Here is a 24,231-nt window from a genome sequence, read left to right on the forward strand (position 1 = left end):
CGCGGCGCGCTATACTGGCGGGCGTACCCGGAAACCGAGCATGAAAGGCTCCCCTTTGCAACCTGTCGCCAACATCGTTTGCGCTGCCAGCGTCCTCGCGACGCCGGGTATCGGCGCATGGTGGTGGAGCAGAACGCATTAATCCCGGGTCCCCTGGCTTCTGTTCACGCACACATACTTGTCAGAAGAGCCCTCGGAGATCCGGGGGCTCTTTTCGTGCGAGCTGCACGAACCGAAGCCGACTGCGAACATCCGCGGCGGGCAAGCCGCGGGACCGACCGATTGGAAAGGAAACGACCATGACCGAACAAGCACCGCATCGTCTGTACCTGCGCGAAGACCAGATCCCGACGCAGTGGTACAACCTGCGGGCCGACATGCCGGAGAAGCCGGAGCCCATCCGGCTGCCGAACGGCCAGGTCGCGGCACCTGAGGATCTGGCACCTGTGTTCTGCGACGAGCTGGTGCGCCAGGAGCTGGACGACGACACGGCCTACGTCGACATCCCCGAACCGGTGTTGGAGATGTACCGCATCTACCGCCCGTCGCCCTTGTGCCGCGCGTACAACCTGGAGAAGGCCCTCGGCACGCCCGCCAAGATCTACTACAAGTTCGAAGGCAACAACACGTCCGGCTCGCACAAGCTGAACTCTGCCATCGCCCAGGCTTATTACGCGAAGGCTCAGGATCTCGACGGCATCACCACCGAGACGGGTGCGGGCCAGTGGGGCACGGCGCTCGCCGAGGCGTCGGCGCATTTCGGGCTCAATCTGGACGTGTTCATGGTGAAGTGCTCCTACGAGCAGAAGCCGTTCCGCCGCAACATCATGGAGACGTTCGATGCGCACGTGACGCCCTCGCCGTCCGATACCACCGAGATCGGCCGCAAGATGCTCGCCGAGCATCCCGACTCCTCGGGCTCGCTGGGCACGGCCATCTCCGAGGCCGTGGAACGCGCGCTCAACATTCCCGGCAACAAGGGCCGCTACACGCTGGGGTCGGTGCTCAACCAGGTGGTGCTGCACCAGTCGGTCATCGGCTTGGAGAGCTACGCTGCCTTCGAGGAGCTGGGCGAGTACCCCGACGTGGTCATCGGCTGCGCGGGCGGCGGCTCGAACCTCGGCGGCCTCATCGCGCCGTTCATGCGCGACAAGATCAAAGGCGTCCGTCCCGACACGCGCTTCGTCGCCGTCGAGCCGGCCAGCTGCCCGAGCCTCACGCGCGGGCGCTACGCCTACGACTTCGCCGACACGGGCCGCACCTGCCCGCTCGCGAAGATGTACACGCTGGGCAACGGCTTCCTGCCCAGCCCCGACCATGCTGGCGGCCTGCGCTACCACGGCATGAGTCCCATCGTGTCGAAGCTCAAGCACGACGGCTACCTGGACGCCGTGGCCGTGAAGCAGACCGACGTGTTCGCGGCGGCCGTGGAGTTCGCGCGGCTCGAGACCATCCTGCCGGCTCCCGAGAGCGCCCACGCCATCTTCCAGGCCGTGGAGGAGGCCAAGCGCTGCGCCGAGACGGGCGAGGAGAAGACGATCCTCTTCGGCCTCACGGGCACGGGCTACTTCGACATGAAGGCCTACGACGCGTACAACCGCGGCGAGATGAGCGACCATGTCCCCACCGACGAGGAGCTGGAGGCGGGCTTCGCCAGCATCCCGCACATCGAGGGCGTGCAGTAGGCCGCTCGCGCATTCCCGCTTCGCGCCGCCCCGCCGCAGGTTCCCGCGGCGGGGCGGCGCGTGCGTCGGGGGCGCATGCGCCCAGCTCGATGGATATTATTTGGACGGGGGCATCCGCCTGGATTATCATCTATAATCGCATTGACGTGAAAGGATGAACCGTGGCTGCAGGCGACCCCAAGTTTTCCCATATAACCGTGACGCCCGATGACGAGGACGATGTCGTCATCCAGGCGGGCGCGCGCCCGGCGCGAACCGCGGCCCCGACGCCGGTCCCGGCTCCGGCTCCGACGGCACCTAGCGCCGACGACGCCGTCGTCGAGCCCGACGACGCTGCGAGCGGGGAGCCCGAGGCGGTCGAGGAGCGGGAGGAGCCGTCCGCCGAAGACGAGGGCTACCAGGGGACGACCTTGGACGACCTCGAGGCCGCTCCCATGCCCATCGCCCAGAAGATCGTGCTCGCGCTCGGCGCGGTGGCCGTGATCGCCGTCGTCGCGTGGTACCTGTTCTTGCGCTAGCCAGCACCTCCGTTCCACCTGTCAGGAAGGCTCTACGATGCCCAAACATGCTCCCAACGTACCCAAAGGCACCCCCTCCGACCGCTCCGACGAGCGCATCGGCCTCACCGAGGCGTTCTCCCCGGTGGGCGACGGCGCGCACGCGGGCGGCTTCAGCTACCGCGGCGACAACGAGGACGAGTACCCCGACGCCATCGAGGCCCTCGAGCCGGTGGACGCGCCGCCCCTGCTGTTCGGCGACGAGGCCGTCCCGGTCGAGCCCGAAGAGCCCCAGGGCCGCCACGGCAAGAAGAAGAAGGAAAAGAAGCAGAAGCAGCAGATCCCCGCTTACCAGCGCAAATCCCGCCGCATGCGGCGCGTGCTCATCGCCATCGTCGTGCTGCTCGTCCTGCTGATCGGCGCGCTGGGCTACTTCGCGTGGCAGTGGTTCGAGGAGAGCCAGCTGATCGCCTCGCAGCAGACCCAGGAGCAGCAGAGCTCCCAGGAGGTCGGGTCCATGCAGACCGACGAGACGAAGGACGCCACCACCGCCACCGCCAAGAAGACCGACGTGCCCGACCTGGCCGCCGTGCTCGGCATGACGAAGGACGAGGCCATCACGGCGCTCAAGCACGGCGCCACCGAGACCACCTCGAAGGAGGTGAACGAGGAGGGCAACCCGGTCAAGACGAACGTGACGGTGGCCCTCACCGACGAGCCGGCCGACACGCGCTCCGGAACGCCGACGGTGTACCTCGGCCTGAACGAGGACGGCGCGGTCGTGCAGGCGGGGTATTCCGCCGCCACCGCCTCGCTCGGCTACGGCTCGCTCAGCTTCGTCGACGCGGTGAAGAACGAGCACCTCATCGAGAAGACGCTGCAGGAAGCCGGCGTCGACGTGCCCGAGGGTTCCGCGGAGCTGCCGGCCGACAAGACCGCGTACTCCGAGTACGCGAGCGACGGCACGACGCTCGTCAAGGAGTCGTACTCGTTCTCCGGAACGGTCGACCTGGACGGCGCGGCGCACGAATGGTCGGCGGTGCTGCTGTACAACTACTCCACCGCGAACACGTCCGGCAACCTCGCCGACACCATCCGCATCGTCTACGTCTACATCAACGCGTAAGGTTCGCCCCCTCCACGGAGGGGGCGTTTTTTTCTCATGGCGCGGCGGAGGGCTCGGGATCCGTGCGTCCTTCTCCGCGCCGGTTCGCGCGCCGCGCGCTGCGCGGATCGGCGCGCGGCGCGCGTTCCCGCCCGCCAGCCCTCTTCGCGCCATGAAACCCGCACGTCTCCTGCCGCCGCCCCGAGGGAACGGCGCTTTTCGCCCATTGACCTTCTCGAACGTTGCGGGTAGAGTTGACCGCGAAGCAATAACCGACGAAAGAGGGGCACCTATGATCGATCGGGGCACGTGCAAGACCATGCTGCGCGAGAGCGCGCGACTCATGCTGGAGCATGCCGAGCGCTTAAGCGACATCGACTCCCGGTTCGGCGACGGCGACCACGGCATCACCGTTACGAAGATCGCCAAGCTCGTGAACGAGCGCATCGAGGCGTGGGACGACGCCTCCATCAAGGACTTCCTCGACGATCTGGGCATGGACGTCATGGCCGTGCGCGGCGGCTCCGCGGGCCCGCTGTACGGCACGCTCATCGGCGGCCTGGGCGCCCAGCTCGGCGACGACGAGAACGAGCTTTCCGCCGACGCCGTGCGCCGCATGTTCGCCGGCTGCCTGGCCGAGATGCAGGATATCACCACGGCGCAGGTGGGCGACAAGACCATGATGGACGCCCTGATCCCCGCCGTGAAGGCCGCGCAGGCGTGCGCCGCCCCGGACGACGGCCCCGTCGACGTGCTCATGGCCGCGGCCGAGGCCGCGGAGGAGGGCGCCCGGGCATCCGAGGGCTTCGCTTCCAAGTTCGGCCGCGCGCGCAGCTACGGCGATCGGACCATCGGAACGCCCGATGCGGGAGCCGTGTCCACCTCGCTGTTCTTGCGCGGGCTGGCGAACGGCGCCTCGCTGCCGCGCTCGTAGGGAACCCGGCCTGCCGCATCGCGCGGCGGGCCTTTCTTTTCCGGCTGTCAAACGACTGAGGAGGAGCACCATGCAGATGAAGAAGTTCATCAACGACCCCGACAACCTCACCGCGGAGCTGCTCGAGGGCCTGGCCCTGGCCAACCCCGACATTCTCGAGCTGGGCGAGGACAACATGGTCATCAACAAGAAGCTGGCCGAGGCCGACCGCGTGACCATCGTGACGCAGGGCGGCAGCGGCCACGAGCCGGCCATCGAGGGCTTCGTGGGCGAGGGCATGGTGGACATCGACGTGGTGGGCGACATCTTCGCCGCGCCCGGCCCGCAGGCCTGCGTCGACGCCATCAAGCTGGCCGACAAGGGCAAGGGCGTGCTCTACATCGTGCTCAACCACGCCGGCGACATGCTGACGGGCAACATGACCATGAAGCAGTGCAAGAAGCAGGGCCTCAACGTGGTCAAGGTGGTCACGCAGGAGGACGTGTCGAACGCCCCGCGCGAGAACGCCGACGACCGCCGCGGCCTCGTGGGCTGCATCCCCACCTACAAGATCGCCGGCGCCGCGGCCGCCGAGGGCAGAAGCCTCGAGGAGGTGGCGGCCGTCGCACAGCGCTTCGCCGACAACATGGCGACGCTGGCCGTGGCCGTGCGCGGCGCCACGCATCCGCAGACGGGCACGCTGCTGGCAGAGCTCGGCGACGACGAGATGGAAATCGGCATGGGCCAGCACGGCGAGGAGGGCGGCGGCCGCCAGCCCCTGAAGTCTGCCGACGAGACGGCCGCCATTATGGTGAACGCGCTCGTGAAGGACATCGGCATCGAGCCGGGCGAGCGGGTCATGCTCATCATCAACGGCTCGGGCGCCACCACGCTCATGGAGCAGCTCATCGTGTACCGCGCCGCGGTCAAGGAGCTGGCGAAGCAGGACATCGAAGTGGTGGCGAACTTCGTGGGCGAGATGCTGACCGTGCAGGAGCAGGCCGGGTTCCAGATGTTCATGGCGCGCATGGACGACGAGCTGCTGCGCCTATGGAACGCCCCCTGCACCACGCCGTACCTGAAGAAGTAGGGGAGGCCCATGCTCGTATCTTTGAGAACCGTCCTCGCCTGGGCGGAAGAGAACGACTGCGCGGCCGCCGCCTTCGACACGCCGAACCTCGAGCTTTTGCTCGCGGCCATCGGCGCGGCCGAGGAACGCGACGAGCCGGTCATCATCCAGCACGCGCAGCTGCACGAGGAGGAGACGTCCATCGACGTGATCGGCCCCATCATGGTGGCGCGCGCCGAGGCCTCGCGCGTTCCCGTGTGCGTGATGCTCGACCACGGCGAGGATATCGACTACGTGCGCCGCGCCCTCGACCTGGGGTTCTCGGCCATCATGATCGACGGCTCGCAGCTTCCCTACGAGGAGAACGTGGCGTTGACGCTGGGCGCGGTGGAGCTGGCCCACGAGTACGGCGCCGACGTGGAGGCCGAGATCGGCTTCACCACGGGCCACGAAGGGCTCGAGAACGCCGACGACGACCGGGAGAACGTGTACACCGACCCCGACGAGGCCGCGCGCTTCGTGGCCGACACGGGCATCGACGCCCTCGCGGCCAGCGTGGGCACGGTGCACGGCTTCTACCGGGCCGAGCCGAACCTCGATTTCAAGCTGATCGAGGAGCTGCGCATCCGCTGCGGCGTGCCGCTCGTCATGCACGGGGGCAGCGGCCTGTCGTGCGAGGACACGCGGGCGGCCATCCGTGCCGGCATCCGCAAGATCAACTACTTCAGCTACATGAGCAACGCGGGCGTGCGCGCCGTCGAGGCGCTCATCGCCGAAGAGCACCCGAAGTACTTCCACGCCCTGGCCAACGCGGCGACCGCCGCCATGCAGGCCGACGCGGAAGCCGCCATGGACATGTTCAGTATGGTTCCGTCGGCCTGACGGCCGTCGGAACCAGCCGACGCTGCGGCTGGCTGTGGCACCCGATCTTCGCGCGATCCCGGATACTCGCGTACCAAAGTACGCTTCGCCTCTGCGATCCCACGAATCTCGGGCACCGCAGCCAGCCTCGCTGACTTACTACGCCAACCTGGAGACGAGAGGAGATCGGTATGACCGCAACCTATATGCACATCGGCATCCCCATCACGGAGAAGAAGCCGAACATGATCTACAACGAGGCCATGAAGTTCTGGGTGTCGAACGTCGACGACTACGACTACAAGGTGGAGTACCTCAAGTTCGAGGAGGGCACGCCCTTCCCCGAAGAGCTGCATCGTCGCTGGCACGTGGCCTACGCGGTGGACGATCTGGACCGGTACGTCGACGATGCCGACCGCGTCATCTGCGACCCCATGGACGCGGGTCCCGGTGTGCGTCTGGCCTTCGTCGAGAAGGACGGCGCCGTGATCGAGCTCTACGAGGACAAGAACTAGCGATTGGCGGTTGAGCGCGGCCCCGAAGACGGGGCCGCCGCTTTTCCGGATCGGCTTGACGGCGAAACCCCCGATCCGCGGCAGGAATCGATCGGTTTGGTAATCCCGCAGATTCGCTTTGTTTTACGCTTTGAACATGCGACCTGGAAAAACGCCTTCGATCACGCTCGGCAGACCCGAAACGCCGCGGCCGGATCCTCTCCAAGATTACCAAACCGGTCGATTATTGCCGTTCGACGACGTTCCCGCTTCCTGGCTGATTCTTACTCGGCCTTTTCGACCTGGCGGATCAGCTGGACGCGCTCGGGGGTGATGGTGGGGATGCGCACGAACATGAGATACAGCAAAAACGCGCTGACGCATCCGAGGATAGCCCAGACGAGGGGCTTCTGCACGAACCAGGCGGACAGGCCCATGAGCGTGAACGACACGGCCAGGATGCGCACCTTCGTGCCGAGCGGGATGCCTCCGGCTTCTTTGAACGCGGCGACGTAGGTGCGGTACACCCGGGTCGAGATGATCCAGGCGTGGCAGCGCGGCGAGGATTTCGCGAACAGGAACGTCGCGAGCAGCAGCAGCGGGGTGGTGGGCAGCACGGGCACGAACACGCCGATGCAGCCGATGATGCAGGCCGTCCAAGCGCCGGCGAGCATGAGGTAACGAACGATGCGATTCATGACGTCCTTTCCGTCGCGTAAGGCGGTACAGGCTGCAGCCAGTATACCGAAGAGGCTCGCATCGCGATCGTGCGATCGTCGGAACATGGGAAATTAACGGGTTTTGCCCACCTTGCTGAAGATGCGGATCCAAAACCCGGACGAAAAACCCTCATGATTTTCTTGCATCTTAAAAATCCCGTGCTACAATAAGCAAGTTGTTTGTTCAAGCGAGGGGAGACCCTCCACCTGGTTCGGCGCTTTGGCTGCTGATGGGTCGCTCGAATACCGGCTACAAAGCCTGAATACGAATGCGAAACCCGTATGCTCCCAAAGCTACGGGTTTTTATTATGGCGCGGAAGCGCGATGGATTGGGAGGTGAGCGCGATAGCTGCTCAGGAGCCTCGGCTCAACGAAGAGATCACGGTTCGCGAATGCCGTTTGATCGGCTTCGATGGCGAACAGATGGGTATTTACGTGACGGCGGAAGCCCAGCGGGTGGCCGACAACCAGGGGCTCGACCTCGTGGAAATCGCGCCGAACGCGGAACCGCCCGTGTGCCGCATCATGGATTACGGCAAGTTCAAGTACGACCAGGCCATCAAGGCCAAGCAGGCTCGCAAGAACCAGAGCAAGGTCGAAACGAAGGAAATGAAGTTCCGGCCGAAGATCGACGTGGGCGACTACACGACGAAGAAGAAGCACGTCATGCGCTTCCTCGAAGCCGGCAACAAGGTGAAGATCACCATCATGTTCCGCGGTCGCGAAATGGCGCACCCGGAGCTGGGTCTCACCATCCTGGAGCGTCTGGCCGACGACCTGAAGGACGAAGCGGTCATCGAGAACCAGCCCAAGATGGAAGGCCGCAACATGCACATGCTCATCGCCCCGCTGCCTGCGGCAGTCGCGGCGAAGAAAAAGAAAGAGAACGAGAAGAAAGAAGAAGGGAACGACCATGCCTAAGATGAAGACTCATCGCGGCACCGCGAAGCGATTCCGCGTTACCGGTTCCGGCAAGATCATGCGCTCGAAGGCGTTCAAGAGCCACATCATGACGAAGAAGAGCCAGAAGCGCAAGCGCAACTTCCGCCATGAAACCGAAGTGGCCACGGCTGACCAGAAGGTCATCGCCCGTAACCTCGGCCTCCGCTAATCGAAAAGGAACAGTGATAGAACATGCCTCGTGTCAAGCGCGCAGTCAGCGCCCATAAGAAGCGTCGTACCGTCCTCAATCGCGCCAAGGGCTACTACGGTGCGAAGTCCCGTTCTTACCGTGCCGCGAAGGAGCAGGTGCAGCATTCGCTCCAGTACATGTACCGCGACCGCCGCAACAAGAAGCGCGAGATCCGCCGTCTGTGGATCACCCGCATCAACGCGGCCGCCCGCATCAACGGTATGAGCTACTCGGTGCTCATGAACGGCCTCAAGAAGGCAGGCGTGCAGCTGGACCGCAAGGTGCTGTCCGACATGGCCATCAACGATCCCGCGGCGTTCACCGCCATCACCGAGGTCGCCAAGAAGGCTCTGTAGGCTTCGCGTCTATGCAAAAACAGCGCCCCGTCGGATAAGCCGGCGGGGCGCTTTCGTTAGGGGAGGATTTTCCTGCCGGCTTTCCTGCTACGACTCGATGGCTCCGAGGACTTCTTCGTCGTTATGCCATTCGTCCGTGCCGATGAGAGTGTGGGCGAGATACGCCTCGGCTGCATCTCGGGCGCTTCCTGCTTGGTTGGACACTACTTCGATATCGGCTGCTTGCAGCGCTTCCACGGCGTCGCGCTCGATGATGCCGGTGATGACCGCCGTCACATCGAGCTCGCGCAGCACCGCGGCGATGCGGGCAGGGGTCTGATGAGGGTTCGGCATGTTCTGGCACTCGACGATGATGCCCCGTTCGATCCTATAGCAGGTGAAGCTTGCGCAATGTCCGAAATAGGGAGATACGGCCAGTCCTTCGCTCGCCACCGCTATTCTCATGTGATTCCTTTCGTCGCTTCGTGGAAATAACGATACCGCGCTTGGCCGATTGTGTATCCGCTCTTTCGCTCAACGGGGATAAATAGTAAGCTGAACGACATGGATACCGAACCTCTGCAGAGCATCGACGTTGCGATCGTGGGAGCCGGCGTTGCCGGCGCGACGACGGCGCGTGCATTGGCGCGCTGGCGTCTGAACGTCGTGGTGCTTGAGGCAGGCAACGATGTGGCCTGCGGCGCGACGCGAGCGAACTCTGGCATCGTGCATGCCGGCTACGACCCTTTGCCTGGAACGCTCAAGGCTCGCTTCAACGCGGCCGGGTCCAAGCTGTTTCCGCAATGGGCCGACGAGCTGGGATTCTCCTACGTCCGCAACGGCTCGCTCGTGCTCGCGTTCTCCGATGAGGAGCTGGCCAGCATACGGCGCCTCGTGGCGCGCGCGGCGGAGAACGGCGTGGAAGGCGTGCGCGAGCTGGACGCCGCCGAAGTGCGCGCGCTCGAACCGCATGCGAGCCCGCACGTGCGCGGCGGCCTGCTGGCCGAGACGGGCGCCATTTGCGACCCGTACGAGGTTGCCCTGTTCTCGGCAGAGCAGGCGGCGCTGCACGGCACGGCGTTCCGCTTCAACGAGCGCGTCGTGTCCGTCGAGCGCCTGGCCGCGGGCTCGCCCTCGTCCGCGCGCTATCTGCTGTCCACCTCGACAGGCGCGCGGTACGCGGCGCGCGCGGTGGTGAACGCCGCCGGCGTGTTCGCCGACGAGCTGAACAATGCCGTGAGCGCGCATCGCCTGCGCATCGCGGCGCGGCGCGGCGAGTACTGCCTGTACGATTCCGAGTACGGCCCGCTGTTCTCGCATACCGTGTTTCAGGCGCCGTCGTCAGCGGGCAAGGGCGTGCTCGTGACGCCCACCGTGCACGGCAACCTGCTGGTGGGGCCGAACGCCGTGGAGCAGGCGAGCAAGACCGACCTGTCCACGAGCGCGGAGGGGCTGCGCTTCGTGCTGGACGCCGCGAAGAAGACGTGGCCCGACGCCGGCGCGCGCGGCATGATCGCGAACTTCGCAGGGCTGCGCGCCTCGAACGCCGACGGCGACGACTTCGTCATCGGCGAACCGGACGACGCGCCCGGGTTCTTCAACATCGCCTGCTTCGACTCGCCGGGGCTCACCTCGGCTCCGGCCGTAGCCGAGCACGTGGCGCAGGCGGTGGCGGAACAGCTGGGCGCGGAGGCGAACGGGGAATTCCAGGCGAGTCGCGAGCGCTGCAAGCCGTTCGCCGAGCGCGACGAGGCCGAGCGTGCGCGCGCCATCGAGGCCGACCCGCGGTGGGGGCACATCGTGTGCCGCTGCTGCGAGGTGACCGAGGCCGAGATCGTGGCCGCGCTGCACGCTCCGCTGCCCGTGCTGTCGCTCGACGCGCTGAAGTGGCGCACGCGCGCGATGATGGGGCGCTGCCACGGCGGGTTCTGCTCGCCGGAGATCGCGCGCATCGTGGCGCGCGAGACGGGCGTGGCGCCCGACGTGCTGGACAAGCGCCTGCCGGGATCGCCCGTGGTGGCCGCTTCGCGCCCCGATTACGCGGAGCTGGCGCGCAAGGGCGAGCGGTCGGAGGCGCAGGACGCGGAGCGCGAGCGCGCGCATGTCTACGACGTGGCGGTGGCGGGCGGCGGGGCAGCCGGCATCGCCGCAGCCCAGGCGGCCGCGCAGCAGGGCGCGCGCGTGCTTTTGCTCGACCGCGAGGAGAAGCTGGGCGGCATCCTCAAGCAGTGCGTGCACAACGGGTTCGGGCTGCACCGCTTCGGCGTGGAGCTGACGGGTCCCGAGTACGCGCAGCGCGAGATCGACGCGCTTGCGGACGCGGGCTCGGTGGACGTGCTGGCGGGTGCCAGCGTGACGTCCGTCGATCCGGGGCGCCCGGACGACGGAGCGCCGCTCACGGTGCACGCGGTGGACGCGCGCGGCGCGCATGCCATCGCGGCGCGCGCCGTGGTGCTGGCCACCGGCTCGCGCGAGCGCGGGCTGGGCGCGCTCAACCTGGCGGGCTCGCGTCCGTCGGGCGTGTTCTCGGCGGGCAGCGCGCAGAACTTCATGAACCTCCAAGGGTGCCTGCCCGGACGTCGCGCGGTGATCCTCGGGTCGGGAGACATCGGGCTGATCATGGCGCGCCGTTTGGCGTCGCAGGGGGCCGAGGTGGTGGGCGTGCACGAGCTGATGCCGCATCCGTCCGGTCTGCGTCGCAACGTGGTGCAGTGCCTGGACGACTTCGGCATCCCGCTGCACCTCAGCTCCACGGTGACGCGGCTGGAAGGGGAGGGTCGCCTGAGCGCGGTGTACGTGTCGCAGGTGGATCCCGAGACGATCCAGGTGATCCCCGGCACCGAGCAGCGCATCGCGTGCGACACGCTGCTGCTGTCGGTGGGCCTCGTGCCCGAGAACGAGGTGGCGAAGTCGGCCGGGGTGGGGCTCGATCCCGTCACCGGCGGAGCGCGGGTGGACAACCGTTTGGCTACCGACGTTCCCGGCGTGTTCGCCTGCGGCAACGCGCTGCACGTGCACGATCTGGTGGACCATGCGTCGCAAGAGGGCGAGCGCGCGGGCGCCGCCGCGGCCGCTTATGCGCGGCAGGCGGCCTCGGGCGCCTCGGCCGCGCGCGATGCGCATGTCGCCGTTCCCGTGATGGCGGGCGAGGACGTGCGCTACGTGGTGCCGCAGAGCATCGACGCCGCCACGCCGCCCGACGAGAAGCTCATGCTGTCGCTGCGCGTCGCGCGCACGGTGAACGAGCCGCGCTTCGTGGTGGAGGGGATCGACGAAGCCGGCCGGGTGCGCGAGCTGAAGCGCGCGAAGACGATGATCGCCGTGCCCGCCGAGATGGTGCTCGTCGTCCTGCCCGCGGGCGCCGCGGCGGGGTGCTCGGCCGTGCGCGTGCGCGTCGAGGGCCGCGACGAGGCCGCGCGCGTGGCCGACGAGACCGGCATGGCCGGAGGAGGCGCCGACTGATGCAGTTCGCTACCGACATCGCCGCCTACACGTGCATCTGCTGCCCGCTGGGCTGCCGTATAGAGGTCGCGCTCGACGAGAACGGGCAGGTGAGCGAGGTTTCCGGCTATACCTGCAAGCGCGGGGCCGACTACGCGGCGCAGGAGGCCGTCGCCCCCGAGCGCATGGTGACCGCCGTGCTGTGCGTGTCCGGCTGCCTGGAGCCGGTCAGCGTGAAGACGCAGCGTCCCGTGCCGAAAGCCGCTATGAAGGACGTGCTGGCCGCCGTCGCCGCGCTGCGGCTCGACGCGCCGGTCGCGGCCGGAGACGTGCTGATCGAGGACGTATGCGGCACCGGCGTGGCCGTCGTCGCCACGAAAAGCGTATGCTGAGCGAACGCGACCCCCGTCGGGCCGTTGTCGATGGGAAGGGCTTCCGATATGAACGATGAATCCGAGCGGATCGAGCAAGGATCCCATCCGGAGCGCGAGGAGGGAAACGGCGCCCGCACGGCCGCTACGGCTCTGGTCGCCTTCGGCACGCTCGTGCTGCTGTTCGCCGCGGCCGTGGTGGTGTTCCTGCTGATCGCGGAGTTGACGCGCGGCCAATGGATGCTGGCCGGCAGCGCCGTCGTCGTGCTGGCGTTCCTGCTGTGGCTGGGCAACCGCCTCGTCCACGTGGCCGCCAACCAGAACAAGAACCCCTTGGGCTAAGAGGTTGCCGCGCGCGGGTGTCGGCCTCGACGAGGCGGCGCTGAGGTTGCAGCCGGCGTTCGGCGGCGCGGACTCAGCGGCGAGCACGGTTTCACGAACCCATATGCGGCAAAATCGGGGTTTTGGCAGTTTTCGCGCCCTTCGCCGAACAGCTTCCAAGCAAACCCCCAGTTCACGGTTTGCCGAAACGGGAACATGGTCGTCATGGGCACCTCGAGACTGCCAAACCCCCGGTTTTGCCGCACGTTGGACCCGAAGTTCGCGCTGCCGGGTCTTCTCGCATGCCTTACAACGCAGAAGGAGTAATGCGGCGGGCGGCGGGAACCGGGGATGCTTCGCTTCCCGCCGTCCATGACGTCTATTTGCGCTTGCCGCCTCTGCTGCGCTGCTGGGCGAGGCTGGCGCGATGAGCGCGGCCCGGACGGAGATCGGGACCGCCCTTCTTCGCCGAAGACTGCGCGGGGCGCGCGCCTCCGGACGCGGGCTTGCCGCTGCGCTGGCCGGGCTGCCCTTGCTTCGCGTTCGCCCGGCCCGGCTGCTGGCGGTTCGGCTGGGCGCCCTTCGACGCGACGGGCTTCTTCGGCGCCTTGCGCTTCGGGGCGTTTTTCGGCGCGTCTTCGGCCTGCGCCTGCTCGCGGGCCTTGGCCTTCTTGCGCTCGCGCGCGGCCATCTCCTTGGCGGCCTGCTTGATCTCGGGGTCGCGGCGCGCGTCGGCGCGGGCGGCCTTGCCCGCGGCCTCTTCGGCGGCCTGCTCGGCATCGAACGAAGGCACCTCCATCTCGGGAATGGGGCGCTTGATGAGCTTCTCGATGTCGCGAAGCGCGTCGGCCGTCTCGGGGCTTACGAACGACACGGCGAAGCCCGCGGCGCCCGCTCGACCCGTGCGGCCGATGCGGTGGACGTAATCCTCGGGCTGGGTGGGCAGGTCATAGTTCACGACGTAGTCCACTTCCTCCACGTCGATGCCGCGCGCCAGCACGTCGGTTGCCACGAGCACGCCCGTCTTGCCGGCGGCGAAGTTGTCGAGCGCGCGGCGGCGCTGCGCCTGGCTGCGGTCGGAGTGGATAGCCTCGGCGGTGTAGCCCGCGCGCTTGAGGCGGCGGCACGTGGAATCGGCGCGGCTGCGCGTGCGGGCGAACACGATGACGCGGTCGGAGCCCTTCTCGGCCAGCACGGCCTTGAGCAGCGCCGGCTTGAGGGTCTGCGCCACGTGGACGATGTACTGCTCTACGGTGTCGGCCGTCTCGCCCTTGTGGGCGATCTCGACGAACGCCGGGTCGTGCAGCAGCTTGCCCACGCTGTTCTTGATGGACGCGTCGATGGTGGCCGAGAACAGCAGCGTCTGGCGCGAGGCGGGCGTGGCGCCGATGATCTTCTTCATGGCCGGCCAGAAGCCCATGTCCAGCATGCGGTCGGCCTCGTCCAGCACGAGCACCTCCACGTCGCCGAGGCGCACGGCGCCCTGTTCCATGAGGTCGACCAGGCGGCCCGGCGTGGCGATGAGGATGTCCACGCCGTGCTTGAGCTTGTTGATCTGCGGGGTGTAGGACAGGCCGCCCACCACGGTGAGGATGCGGTGATGCGTGGAGGCGGCGATGGCGGTGCACACCTCGCCGATCTGCTGGGCCAGCTCGCGCGTGGGGGTGACCACGAGCATGAGCGGGCCCTGCCCGCCCTTGGCATGGCCCAGGCGGTCGAGCGAGGGCAGCGAGAAGGCCGCGGTCTTGCCGGTGCCGGTCTTGGCGGCGGCGATGAGGTCGCGCCCTTCGAGCGCGAGAGGGATGGCCTGCTCCTGGACGGGCGTGGGCGCTTCGTAGCCCAGGCGCGCGACGGCTTCAAGAGCCTGGTCGGACAGGCCGAGTTCGTTGAATTGCTTCATTTGTCTCTGTTTTCTGTGTCGGTGCGGCACGGGTGCCGCTGATTGCAGGTGCGGGGTCGATCCGCCGCGTCATGCATTTCGGAAGATCGAGGCGCAACCGAGCGAACGTCGGGCGCCGAACAACCAGTATACGCTCATCGGTCGACCTCCGGTCCGATGAGCGCATAATGCACAAACCTGGTACCAAGCCGACGCGAAACCCCGTCTGCGCCCTTAGCGGATGTGGGCGGGCTTCTTTCCCCAGTAGAAGTGCAGCAGGTGCTTGCGGTAGCGCGGGTCGTCGGGGTTCTTCGGCGCGGCTATCAGGCGCAGCGTGGCGTTCGCGATGTCCTCGGCGGCGTTCGGGTGGCGCAGGAAGCTGCCGTTGATCAGCATGGCGTGGGCGCTTTCGGGGTTGCGCGCCACGTGGCGCAGCGTGTCCAGCAGCTCGCGCGCCGTGGTCACGTGCATGGCGGCGCCCAGCGAGGTGAGCATCTGCACGTTCACCTTCTCCTGGCCGTACGCTTTGCCCAGAAGGATCATCGGGACCTGCGCGCACAGGCACTCGGTAACCGTGAGGCCTCCCGACTTGCAGATGACCAGGTCGCTGGCCGCCATGAGCGCAGCCATGTCGTCCACGTAGTCGAGTACGGTGGCGTTGGAGAGCCCCAGATCGTCGCATTCCTGGCGCAGGTGGCGCGCGTAGTCGGCGTCGCTTCCGGCCACGAACACGAAGTGCAGCGTGTCGTCGAAGCCGTGCAGGTAGGGCAGCAGCTTGTCCAGCGCGGTGCGGAAGTGCACGTAGGGGCGGGGCAGGTACGCGCCCGCCAAGGCCAGCACGATGCGCCTATCCTGGGGCAGCTCCAACTGCTCGCGCACGGAGGGGCGGTCGTAGGCGCGGCGGAAATCGTCGCGCGTGGGGATGCCGGTGATGAGGATGCTCTCCTCGGGCACCTTGCGCGGGCGCAGCGTCTCGGCCATCGACTCGTTCGCGACGCAGAACAGATCGGCGGCCTTGTGCGGCCAGAGGCCCTCGGTCTCGTAGTCGGTGGGAACGCACACGATGGGGTAGTGCTGGCCGGTCAGCATGCGCGCCGCCACGGCCACGTTGGCGGCGGTGATGTGCGTGCACACGATGGCCAGCGGCTGCCTGTCGCGCACGTAGTCGGTGAACTTCGAGTACATGAGGTGCGACCAGATGGAGCCGCCGCCCCACAGAAGCCGTCCGGTGAGCGTGAAGCGCCAGGTGAGGTCGTAGATGGGACGCGTGGCGCCCGTGAACAGCGACGCAGCGTTGTTTCCGTCGAACACGATGCGGCCGTAATCCAGCACGTCGATCACCTCGATGTCGAGGTCGTCGGGGATGGGAGGCTGGCCGTCCGTCCGCTCGCCGTCCGCGTCGCGCATGAGCTCGAACGCCTGCGCGACGGCGTAGGCAGCGCTGCGGTGGCCGGAGCCCACCGATGCGTGCATCACGATGACCAGGGGCTTCTTCAGCTCGTCTTCGGGAGGCGCGAGCGCGCCGTCGTCGGCGTCCGCCAGCTCGATAGAGGCGGGTTCGTTTTCCGGCGCGAGCGGGCGCGCAGTGTTCTCGTCGGTGTCCATGTCATAATCATACCGCAAACGGGCGGCGTTCGGTGCGAGCGTGCGGGGCGCCCATCGCATCGCCGCATCTGGGAGCGGCTCGACGGCGATGCGCGGGAGCGGGTTGATCCGGCAGGCTCTCCGGCGTCCGACGTTCGCCGGCTCGCCCACGCGGCGGCGGGTCCGATGAAGCGCGAACATGTCGATTGCGGCACATGTTGGCACACGAAAGACGCAGGCAAAGAAAAAGGCCGGAAGCGATGAGCTTCCGGCCTGGCATTTCGTGGTGCCCCCAACGGGAATCGAACCCGTGTCTCAGCCTTGAAAGGGCCGCGTCCTGACCTCTAGACTATGGGGACGGCTTGCGCGATTCCTAGCTGGAAAAGCAGCCTGAACATTATTACAAAGCGAGCGCGTCATTGCAAGCGTTTTTTTCGAAAGCGAGCGGACGCGCCTTGCGGCAGCAGGTTGGGCAGCTGCGATACCGCCACGCCCAGCATGATGACGGCTATTCCGGCCGTCTGAAGCGCGTCCACGGGTTCGGACAGGACGAGCACCGATATCGCTATTCCGCATGGCAGCTCCGACGATGCCATGATGGTGGACAGCCCCGCCGAGAGGTGCGGCGTTCCGATGCCGAACAGCACCACGGGCACGAACAGCCCGAATACGCCCAGGATCAGCCCGTACTTCCAAATGCCGGCCTGCAGCGCGCCGCTTGAGAAGTAGTCGGGGCACACGGCGAAGCCGAGGATGCACGCGCCCAGGCACACGACGAGTCCGCGCTCGATTGGCGGCAGGTCGCAGCCGACGCGCGCCGACAGGAACATGAACGTCGCGCAGCTGACGGCCGACAGCAGCGCGCAGAGGATGCCGAGCGGGTCGAGATGACCCACCGTGTTCGAGAACAGGCCGCTCGCCAAGAGGGTGCCTCCGAGGATGACGGCCGCCGCGACGATTTCAGCGAGGCGGGGTTTGCGACGGGTGGCGACCACCTGGAATACGATGCCGATCCAGGTGAATTGGAACAGCAGCGTGATGGCCACGGACACGGGCAGCATGGTGAGCGCGAAGTTGTACAGCACGCAGGTGGTGCATGTGGCGAGGCCCAGCCCCAGCAAGGACAGCACGCGCTTGGGCGACAGCGGTACAGGGCGCTTGCCGAGGACGGTCAGCGCGGCCAAGGCGACGGCGAACAGCAGCGCGCCGAAGAACGCCTGGCTGGCGGCGGTTTGGGTCCACGAGAACCCCTCGGCGAGCGCGCATTTGATCGTGGCGGCCATCACGCCGTAGCTGGCGCCGCCGAGGAACACGACGGCGGAGTATTTCAAGGTGTTCTTCTGCATGGCGGCCATTGTAGCGCACGCCCGCGCGGCGGGCGAGTACAATAGGCGGCATGCCTTTTCAACATCACATACTCGACCATGCGGGCGACGTGCTGGACGCCGCCCGCGCATATCTGGAATCGTGGCTGGCGGCGGGTCTCGCGCCCGTGCTGCTGGTTCCCAGTCCCGCCGCTGCCGACCGCGTGCGCCGCGCGCTCGCGGAGGGGCCGTGCGCGCTGGGAGCGCGCGTGGAGACGCCTATGATGTGGGTGCGCGACAGGTGGGATCTGTTCGGCGACGGGCGCCGCATCGTGTCGTCGTTCGATCGCGCATTGCTCGTGCGCCGCGCCTGCTTGGAGACCGAACGGACGGCGCTTGAAGCCACGCCGGGCGTCGTCGGCCTGCTCGCGCGCTTGGCGCGCGAGGCGTTGCCGCATCTGACGGCGCCGGTCGCCGCAAACGCCGGTCTGAGCGCGGCCGAGCGCGATGCGCTCATGGTGCTCGAGCGTTACGCGGAGCTTCTGCAGGAGGCGGGGTGCTGCGAATCGTCGCAGGCGGCGGCTCTGCTTCCCGAGGCTATGGAGGCGCCCGCGCCCCTTGTGCTGGCCGGGTTCGACGACCTTGACTGCGCTGAGGAGCGGATGACGGCCGCGCTCGCGCAGCGGACCGACGTCGTTCGCCTCGATGACGGCTGCCGCGCCCCGTCGGGTGCCGACGGGCGCGCCTCCGAGCTGCAAGGGCTGTTGGAGCGTCTGTTCAAGCCCGCGATGCCCGAGCCTCTGCGCCCGACGGGGCGGGTGCGCTTCTTGCTTCCGGCGGGACGCTACGCCGCGCCGACCCTCGTGGCGAGCACGGTGGCGCAGGCCGTGGCCGACGAGCGCCTCCGCGCGGTCGAGGAGGGGCGCGATCCGCTGCCCGTTGCGGTGACTGCCCGCGATCCTCGCGCGTTGTTCGACGACGTTGCGGGCGCGCTGCTCGAAGCGGGCGCCGCCTCGGCCGTGAGTGCGAGCCGGGCGTTCGCCGACACCGCGTTCGGACGCGCGTTTCTCGCTCTGCACGCGTTCGCCTGCGGCGCATGGAGCATCGCGCAGGCGTCCGACTTCGCGCTCGGACCGTTCTCGGGCATCGGGATCCGAACGGCCTGCGAGCTGGATGCCGCGTGGCGCGGGGACCGCACGGTCGAGCGCGCGCGCATCGCGGCCGATCTCGCCCGCGAAAGCGAGGCGGCGGCCGACGCGCTGACGGCGCTGGAGGCGGGCGACGCGGACGGCGCGCTCGCGGGGTTCGAGGCGCGCCTGCGCGCACGTACGGACCTCGATCCGGCGTTTCGCGCGGAGCAACTGGCGGCCGTGTCGTGCGCGCGCAGGTTCGCGGCGGCATGCAGTCGCGCGAACGCGGTGTTCGACGGCGCATTGCCGTTGCTGGAGCGCATGCCGGTTTCCTCAAGCGCTCGGTCGGCGCGCGACGAAGGCGCGCGCCCCGACGCGCTGTTCATGTCGCTCGACGAGGCGGCCGAGCTTCCCGCGTGCTCTTGCGCCGCGCTCGTGCTGTGCGATCTCGACGCGGGCTCCTACCCGGTGCGGCTCGTCGAGGACGGCGGCACGCTGCTTCTGGAGAAGCTGGGCCTCGGCCGCCCCGCAGACGCGCTCGCCGCCTCCCGCCGCCGATTCTTCCGCGCGCTTTCGAGCGCCTGCGAGACGGTGGTGTGCGAGCGCGTGCTGAACACCGAGGATGCGAACGAGGCGTATCCGTCGGTTATGTTCGAGGAGCTGCTCGACTGCTACCGGGAAGCGGATGCGGGCGAGGACGACCGGGCGACGGGGCTTCCCAAGCCGCTCGTCGCCTTCGCCATGCTGGCAGGGGAGGACGCGCTCCACGACAACCTCGCGCTCGTCTGCGAGGGTGTGCAGCCGCGCGTAGGCAAAGGAGGGGCGACGCTGTCCTGGGAGCTGTCGGCCGCGGGCGCGGTGTCGCCCGAGCAGCGCCCGCGCATCGTGCTGCCGCGCTCGCCGCGCGAGGGGCTGCGCGGCGCCGACGCCGCGTTGGCGCTGTCGCCGTCTGCGCTGGAAAGCTACCTTGAATGTCCCTACAAGTGGTTCGCTCTGCGCCGTCTTCGCCTGTCGGAGCCGGACGCCGGGTTCGGGCCTCTCGAGATGGGCAGCTTCTCCCACAACGTGCTGCGTAGCTTCTACGAGCATTTCCGCGAGGCGGGGCATGCGAAGGTGGACTCCGCGACGCTTCCCGAAGCGCGCGCGCTTCTAGGCGAGACGTTCGACCGCCATCTGGAATCGCAACGCAACCTCAAGCGCTCGGTCAACCCGTTGATCCCGCGCACCGCCTTCGAACGCGCCGAGACGGCCGATCTGAGGAAGAGGCTCGTCCGGTTCCTCGACCGCGAGGCGCTGCTGCTGCCGGGCTTCGAGCCCGTGCGCTTCGAGTTCGATTTCGGCTCGAGCGAGCCGTTCCCGTACGCAGGATGCCTGCTGCGCGGCAGTGTGGACCGCATCGACGTGAACGGGGCCGGCCAGGCGGTGGTTATCGACTACAAGGGGTCGCTCAATGGCGACTACGCGCTGGATTCGGCATCGCCCGCCGCGCAGGCGGGCGGCGCGGTGCTTCCCCATAAGGTGCAGACGCTCATGTACGCTCAGGTGGCGCGCAAGGTGCTGGGTCTCGACGTGGTGGGTGCGCTGTACGTGTCGTACGGCCGCGATCGGCGCGTCTCGGGCGCCTTCGACCGCACGGTCGTGGGCGAGCGAGACGTGCCCGGCATCGACGTCGAGCGCTGCGGCGTGCCGGGGCCGGCAGGCGAGGCGCTGGGCGTCTCGTCGTTCGGCGAGCTGGTGGACGCGGTGGAGGATCGCATCGCCCGGGCCGTGCGCACGCTGGCCGACGGCTGCATCGGTCCCGATCCGCGCGGGGGAGACCCGTGCGGGTATTGCCCCGTGCTCGCCTGCGAGAAAAGGATGGGCGCATGAACCTCTCAACCTGCACCCCTGGTCAACGCCAGAGCATCGAGCACGTGCGCGGTCCCTTGCTCGTGTCGGCCGGCGCCGGCTCGGGCAAGACGTTCACGCTCACGCAGCGCATCGCCTATGCGCTTCTGCCCGAGAGCGGCCCTGCGGCGTCCGGCGTCGACGAGGTGCTGGCCATCACGTTCACCGAGAAGGCGGCCGCCGAGATCAAGGCGCGCGTCAAGCGCACGCTGCGCGCCGAAGGGCTGGCCGAGGAAGCGCTGCGCGTGGACGGCGCCTGGATATCCACCATCCACGGCATGTGCGCGCGCATCCTGCGCGCCCACGCGCTCGACCTGGGGCTGGATCCTGCGTTCGGCATCATGGGCGATGCGGAGCGGGCCGAAGCCGTGGCCGACGCCATCGACGGCGCGCTGGGCGACGACAACGATATCATCGCGCGCGGCTCGTACGCGGCGCTGTTCGACGAGTACCCCGCACGCTCGACGATGCCGCTCGCTCCGTCGGTGGCCTCCATGCTGCAGGCTCTGATGGACAAGGCGGCGGGGCTGCGCGGCGGCCTCGACGCGCTCGATTTCGGGCCGTCGCCCGCGCAGGCCTCGACGCTCGCGCGCGAGCTGCTGCTGGCCTACGAGGGCGTGCTGCCCGCGCTCGAGCGGGCGGGGAAGAGCGCGTCCGCCGAACGGGCGCGCGCGGCCGCGGCCGACGCGGTGGAGGCGCTCGGGGCGTTTTTGGCCGACGCGTCCGCGGCGAGCGACGCGCGTGCGCTGGCAGCTGTGGTCGACGGCTGCGCCTACCTGCCGTGCACGTTCGGCGGCGCCGACGTGAAGGCCGAGGTCAAAGCGTATCAAGCTGTGCACGCGCGCGTGGCTCAGAACGTCGCGCTCGCGCTGGCGCACCCGCTGGCCTCCGAGCTCATGGCGCTCGCGCGCGAGGTGACCGCGCGCTTCGAGGGTGCGAAGCGCGCCGCGTGCAAGCTGGATAACGACGACCTGCTCGTGCGCACGCTCGACGCGTTCGAACGCTGCCCGGACATCGCCGCGCGCTACGAACGCCGCTTCAAACTGGTGATGGTGGACGAGTTCCAGGACACCAGCCAGCTGCAGATCGACATGATCGCGCGCCTGGCCGGGCCGCGGTGCGCGCACCTGTGCACGGTAGGCGATGCGCAGCAGTCCATCTACCGCTTCCGCGGCGCCGACGTGAACGTGTACGAGGCTCATAAGAAGGCGATGCGCGCCGACGAAGTGGGCGCGCTCTACGTCGAGCTCACGAAGAACTTCCGCAGCCACGGCGACGTGCTGTCGTTCGTCGACCGCGTGTTCGAGCAGTCGACGGTGTTCGGCGAGGCGTTCATGTCGCTGGAGCCGAACGAGCAGCGCCCCTCCTGCTATCGGGGCAGCGCGCCGCGCATCGACCTCGTGCTGTCGGTGCAGCCCGCGGGGCGCGGCACCGGCGTGCGCACGGCCGATGCGAAGCGCGCCGGCGCCGAGGCCATCGCCCGCCGGTTCGCCGCGCTGCGCGAGGACGGCCACGCTCCCGGCGACATGGTGGTGCTGCTGGGCAAGATGAGCCGTGCGGGCATGTATGCCGAGGCGCTGCGCGCCGAGGGCTTCGAGTGCGTGGTGACGGGCGGGTCGCTGTTCGCGTCCGCGCCCGAAGTGCGCGTGGTCGCCCGCTTCGTGGAGGCGCTGGCGAACCCGGCGAACACGGCTGCGCTGTTCGAAGTGCTGACCAGCGACATGATGCGTCTGTCGGCAGACGACCTCCTCGTGCTGACCACCGAGGAGGATCCTGAGACGGGATGCGTGCGGCGGCGCGATCTCGACCGGGGCTTCGCGCGCCTCGCATCGCGCGCCGACGGACTGCCGCCGCGGCTGGCGCACGCCGTGCGCCTGTTCGAGCGGGCGCGTGACGAGTCGCGCACGCGCCCGGTGGCGACCGTGGTGCGCGATGCCGTGGTGCGTTCGGGGTGGATGGCACGGCTCGAGGAGGAAGGCGCGGCGGGCACGGCGCGAGCCGCGAACGTGCTGAAGGCCGTCCGGCTCGTCGATCGCCTCGAAACCGAGCGCCACCTGGGGCTGGCCTCCACGGCGCGCGCGCTGGCCGACGAGCTGGCCGTAGGATTGAAGGAGGCGCCCGGCGCGTTGTCGGGAGCCGGCGGCGACGTGGTGAAGATCATGACCATCCATGCTTCGAAGGGGCTGGAGTTCCCCGTCGTGGCGTTGGCCGACTTCGCCGACGCGCGCGCGGGAAGCGGCAAGCTTCTGGTGGAGACGTGCGGTGCCATCGCGCGCGCCTCGTTGGCGCCCGCAGCGTCGTTGGAGGCGTTTCCCCAGCTGGCGAAGCGCTCGGGCGCGGCTGCGGCCGGCGACGGCGAGGATGATGCCGATCTGCTGGCCGCTCGCCGTCTCGTAGAAGGGGAGGATGGGCCCGCGTGCGCTCTCGGCGCTTCGTCGTGCACGCAGGCGGCCTACCGCGCCCAGCTCGCGCGCCGTGCGGCCGACGAGGAGCTGGCCGAAGCGCGTCGCAAGCTCTACGTGGGCCTCACGCGTGCCAGCGAGGCGCTTGTGGTGGCGATGGACGCGAAAGCTCCCTCGGCGGGCAAGCCTCCGGCGTACGCCCCGCTCGTCGACGATATCCGCAGCGCGCTGTGCGGCGACGGCGATTTTCCCGAGGGCGTTGCCGAGCTTCCCTACGGCGGCACCGCGCCGGCCCGCTTCGAGCGCATCCTCGTGCAGCCGCCGGAGCCGCGCGCCGAGGAGGGTGTCGAGCCTGCGCCCGAACCGCGGCTGTTCTTCGTGCCCGTCGTGGACGACGCTTCGCGGTCGACGCTCTTCGCGGGAGGCTTGGCGCGCGACGATGCGTTCTCGTACTCGTCGATCGCCCCGAACCCGCTTCCGGCTCCGGCGGACGAGGGCGTGCCTTTCGCCGCGGACGCGGACAAGGCGACGGATCTGGGCAGCGCCTTCCATCGGGCGGCGCAGCTGGCCGTCGAGACGGGAAGGGTTCCCGGCGCTGCGCGCCTCGGCGTGCTCTCCGAGGCGTACGCTCTATCGACGGGACAGCGCGCGCGGCTGGCCGATGCCTGCGAGCGCTGGTTCTCCAGCGCGACGTACGCCGAAACGCTGCAGTGGGGGCTGCGGCGCGCCGAGGTGCCGTTCTTCGTGCCGATATCCGATGCGTTCGTGGAAGGGGAGATCGACCTTCTGTGCACCGACGACGCGCAGCTTGCGGGCGCTCGTGCGCTCGTGGTGGACTACAAGACCGGCGGTTCGGACGGCGAGGCGCCGGAAGCGCTGCGCTCCAAGCACCTCCTGCAGGCGCAATGCTACGCCTATGCACTGCTGCGGCAGGGCTGCGTCGAGGTGGAGCTGCGCTTCGCGCGCGTCGAGCGCGAGGATTCGGCGGGGGGCATGCAAACCGTGACCTACCGCTTCACTGCCGAAGATCTCGACGGGCTGGCCGTCCGCATCCTAAGCGCCCGAAGGGCGTAGCCTCTTCCGCCTGCTCGGCTTGACAGC

The 24,231-nt window shown here is 68.3% G+C and carries 20 protein-coding genes and 1 tRNA gene; 15 read left to right on the top strand and 6 right to left on the bottom strand.

Features of this window, described 5'->3' with window-relative positions; translation table 11 throughout:
* Nucleotides 1-299 precede the first annotated feature (299 nt).
* From ELEN_RS06100 to ELEN_RS06130, 7 genes are all read left to right on the top strand, one after another.
* Nucleotides 300-1,685, top strand: a complete 1,386-nt coding sequence (locus tag ELEN_RS06100; protein WP_015760478.1) for a TrpB-like pyridoxal phosphate-dependent enzyme — start codon at nt 300-302, stop codon at nt 1,683-1,685.
* A gap of 161 nt (nt 1,686-1,846) precedes the next feature.
* Entirely contained in the window at nt 1,847-2,203 is a 357-nt protein-coding gene (locus ELEN_RS06105) for a hypothetical protein (RefSeq protein ID WP_015760479.1), read from the top strand.
* A 37-nt stretch (nt 2,204-2,240) separates the two neighbouring features.
* Nucleotides 2,241-3,308 (top strand): hypothetical protein, encoded by a 1,068-nt coding sequence (locus ELEN_RS06110; RefSeq protein ID WP_015760480.1) that lies wholly within the window; start codon nt 2,241-2,243, stop codon nt 3,306-3,308.
* 271 nt (nt 3,309-3,579) lie between these two features.
* A complete protein-coding gene (locus ELEN_RS06115; protein WP_015760481.1) occupies nt 3,580-4,221 on the top strand; it encodes a DAK2 domain-containing protein in 642 nt (213 codons plus the stop codon).
* Nucleotides 4,222-4,291: 70 nt separating this feature from the next.
* On the top strand, nt 4,292-5,290 hold the full coding sequence (locus ELEN_RS06120) for a dihydroxyacetone kinase subunit DhaK (protein WP_015760482.1): 999 nt from the start codon (nt 4,292-4,294) through the stop codon (nt 5,288-5,290).
* 9 nt (nt 5,291-5,299) lie between these two features.
* On the top strand, nt 5,300-6,151 hold the full coding sequence (locus ELEN_RS06125; RefSeq protein WP_015760483.1) for a class II fructose-bisphosphate aldolase: 852 nt from the start codon (nt 5,300-5,302) through the stop codon (nt 6,149-6,151).
* A gap of 170 nt (nt 6,152-6,321) precedes the next feature.
* On the top strand, nt 6,322-6,645 hold the full coding sequence (locus ELEN_RS06130; protein WP_009304646.1) for a VOC family protein: 324 nt from the start codon (nt 6,322-6,324) through the stop codon (nt 6,643-6,645).
* Nucleotides 6,646-6,908: 263 nt separating this feature from the next.
* On the opposite strand, the gene ELEN_RS06135 is transcribed toward ELEN_RS06130, so the two are convergent.
* The gene (locus tag ELEN_RS06135; protein ID WP_009304645.1) at nt 6,909-7,322 is read right to left on the bottom strand and encodes a YbaN family protein; all 414 of its coding nucleotides are present in this window, start codon (nt 7,320-7,322) and stop codon (nt 6,909-6,911) included.
* A 346-nt stretch (nt 7,323-7,668) separates the two neighbouring features.
* Between ELEN_RS06135 and infC the strand changes: the two genes are divergently transcribed.
* From infC to rplT, 3 genes are read left to right on the top strand one after another with little or no spacing between them, the layout of a single operon-like run.
* Entirely contained in the window at nt 7,669-8,265 is a 597-nt protein-coding gene (gene infC, locus ELEN_RS06140; protein WP_009304644.1) for a translation initiation factor IF-3, read from the top strand.
* Nucleotides 8,258-8,455 carry a 50S ribosomal protein L35 gene (gene rpmI, locus ELEN_RS06145; RefSeq protein WP_009304643.1) on the top strand — a complete coding sequence of 66 codons (198 nt, stop codon included), beginning with the start codon at nt 8,258-8,260 and terminating at the stop codon, nt 8,453-8,455. Before infC ends, rpmI begins: the two co-directional genes overlap by 8 nt.
* 23 nt (nt 8,456-8,478) lie before the next feature.
* Complete coding sequence (gene rplT, locus ELEN_RS06150; protein WP_009304642.1) at nt 8,479-8,832, top strand: 50S ribosomal protein L20; 354 nt, start codon at nt 8,479-8,481, stop codon at nt 8,830-8,832.
* Between the two features lie 87 nt (nt 8,833-8,919).
* Here rplT and ELEN_RS06155 read toward each other — a convergent pair whose 3' ends face one another.
* A complete protein-coding gene (locus ELEN_RS06155; protein WP_009304641.1) occupies nt 8,920-9,276 on the bottom strand; it encodes a NifB/NifX family molybdenum-iron cluster-binding protein in 357 nt (118 codons plus the stop codon).
* Between the two features lie 99 nt (nt 9,277-9,375).
* On the opposite strand from ELEN_RS06155, the gene ELEN_RS06160 reads away from it, so the two are divergent.
* The 3 genes from ELEN_RS06160 to ELEN_RS06170 are packed head-to-tail and all read left to right on the top strand — an operon-like array spanning nt 9,376 to nt 12,965.
* Nucleotides 9,376-12,273 (top strand): FAD-dependent oxidoreductase, encoded by a 2,898-nt coding sequence (locus ELEN_RS06160; RefSeq protein ID WP_009608397.1) that lies wholly within the window; start codon nt 9,376-9,378, stop codon nt 12,271-12,273.
* Nucleotides 12,273-12,644, top strand: a complete 372-nt coding sequence (locus tag ELEN_RS06165) for a DUF1667 domain-containing protein (RefSeq protein WP_009304639.1) — start codon at nt 12,273-12,275, stop codon at nt 12,642-12,644. The genes ELEN_RS06160 and ELEN_RS06165 overlap by 1 nt, the downstream gene beginning before the upstream one ends.
* Nucleotides 12,645-12,692: 48 nt before the next feature.
* Nucleotides 12,693-12,965 carry a hypothetical protein gene (locus ELEN_RS06170; RefSeq protein ID WP_009304638.1) on the top strand — a complete coding sequence of 91 codons (273 nt, stop codon included), beginning with the start codon at nt 12,693-12,695 and terminating at the stop codon, nt 12,963-12,965.
* Between the two features lie 358 nt (nt 12,966-13,323).
* Here the strand turns inward: ELEN_RS06170 and ELEN_RS06175 are convergent, their stop codons facing one another.
* The 4 genes from ELEN_RS06175 to ELEN_RS06190 form a co-directional block, all read right to left on the bottom strand.
* A complete protein-coding gene (locus ELEN_RS06175; protein WP_009608372.1) occupies nt 13,324-14,844 on the bottom strand; it encodes a DEAD/DEAH box helicase in 1,521 nt (506 codons plus the stop codon).
* Nucleotides 14,845-15,057: 213 nt separating this feature from the next.
* Nucleotides 15,058-16,428, bottom strand: a complete 1,371-nt coding sequence (locus tag ELEN_RS06180; RefSeq protein WP_009608374.1) for a glycosyltransferase — start codon at nt 16,426-16,428, stop codon at nt 15,058-15,060.
* A 263-nt stretch (nt 16,429-16,691) separates the two neighbouring features.
* Nucleotides 16,692-16,766 (bottom strand) — tRNA-Glu (locus ELEN_RS06185).
* Between the two features lie 57 nt (nt 16,767-16,823).
* Nucleotides 16,824-17,753 carry an EamA family transporter gene (locus tag ELEN_RS06190; RefSeq protein ID WP_226844467.1) on the bottom strand — a complete coding sequence of 310 codons (930 nt, stop codon included), beginning with the start codon at nt 17,751-17,753 and terminating at the stop codon, nt 16,824-16,826.
* 50 nt (nt 17,754-17,803) lie between these two features.
* Between ELEN_RS06190 and ELEN_RS06195 the strand changes: the two genes are divergently transcribed.
* Nucleotides 17,804-20,710 carry a PD-(D/E)XK nuclease family protein gene (locus ELEN_RS06195; protein WP_009608306.1) on the top strand — a complete coding sequence of 969 codons (2,907 nt, stop codon included), beginning with the start codon at nt 17,804-17,806 and terminating at the stop codon, nt 20,708-20,710.
* A complete protein-coding gene (locus ELEN_RS06200; RefSeq protein WP_015760485.1) occupies nt 20,707-24,204 on the top strand; it encodes a UvrD-helicase domain-containing protein in 3,498 nt (1,165 codons plus the stop codon). The genes ELEN_RS06195 and ELEN_RS06200 overlap by 4 nt, the downstream gene beginning before the upstream one ends.
* Nucleotides 24,205-24,231: the final 27 nt, after the last annotated feature.

Origin of the sequence: Eggerthella lenta DSM 2243 (assembly GCF_000024265.1) — a bacterium.
Lineage (GTDB): Bacteria > Actinomycetota > Coriobacteriia > Coriobacteriales > Eggerthellaceae > Eggerthella > Eggerthella lenta.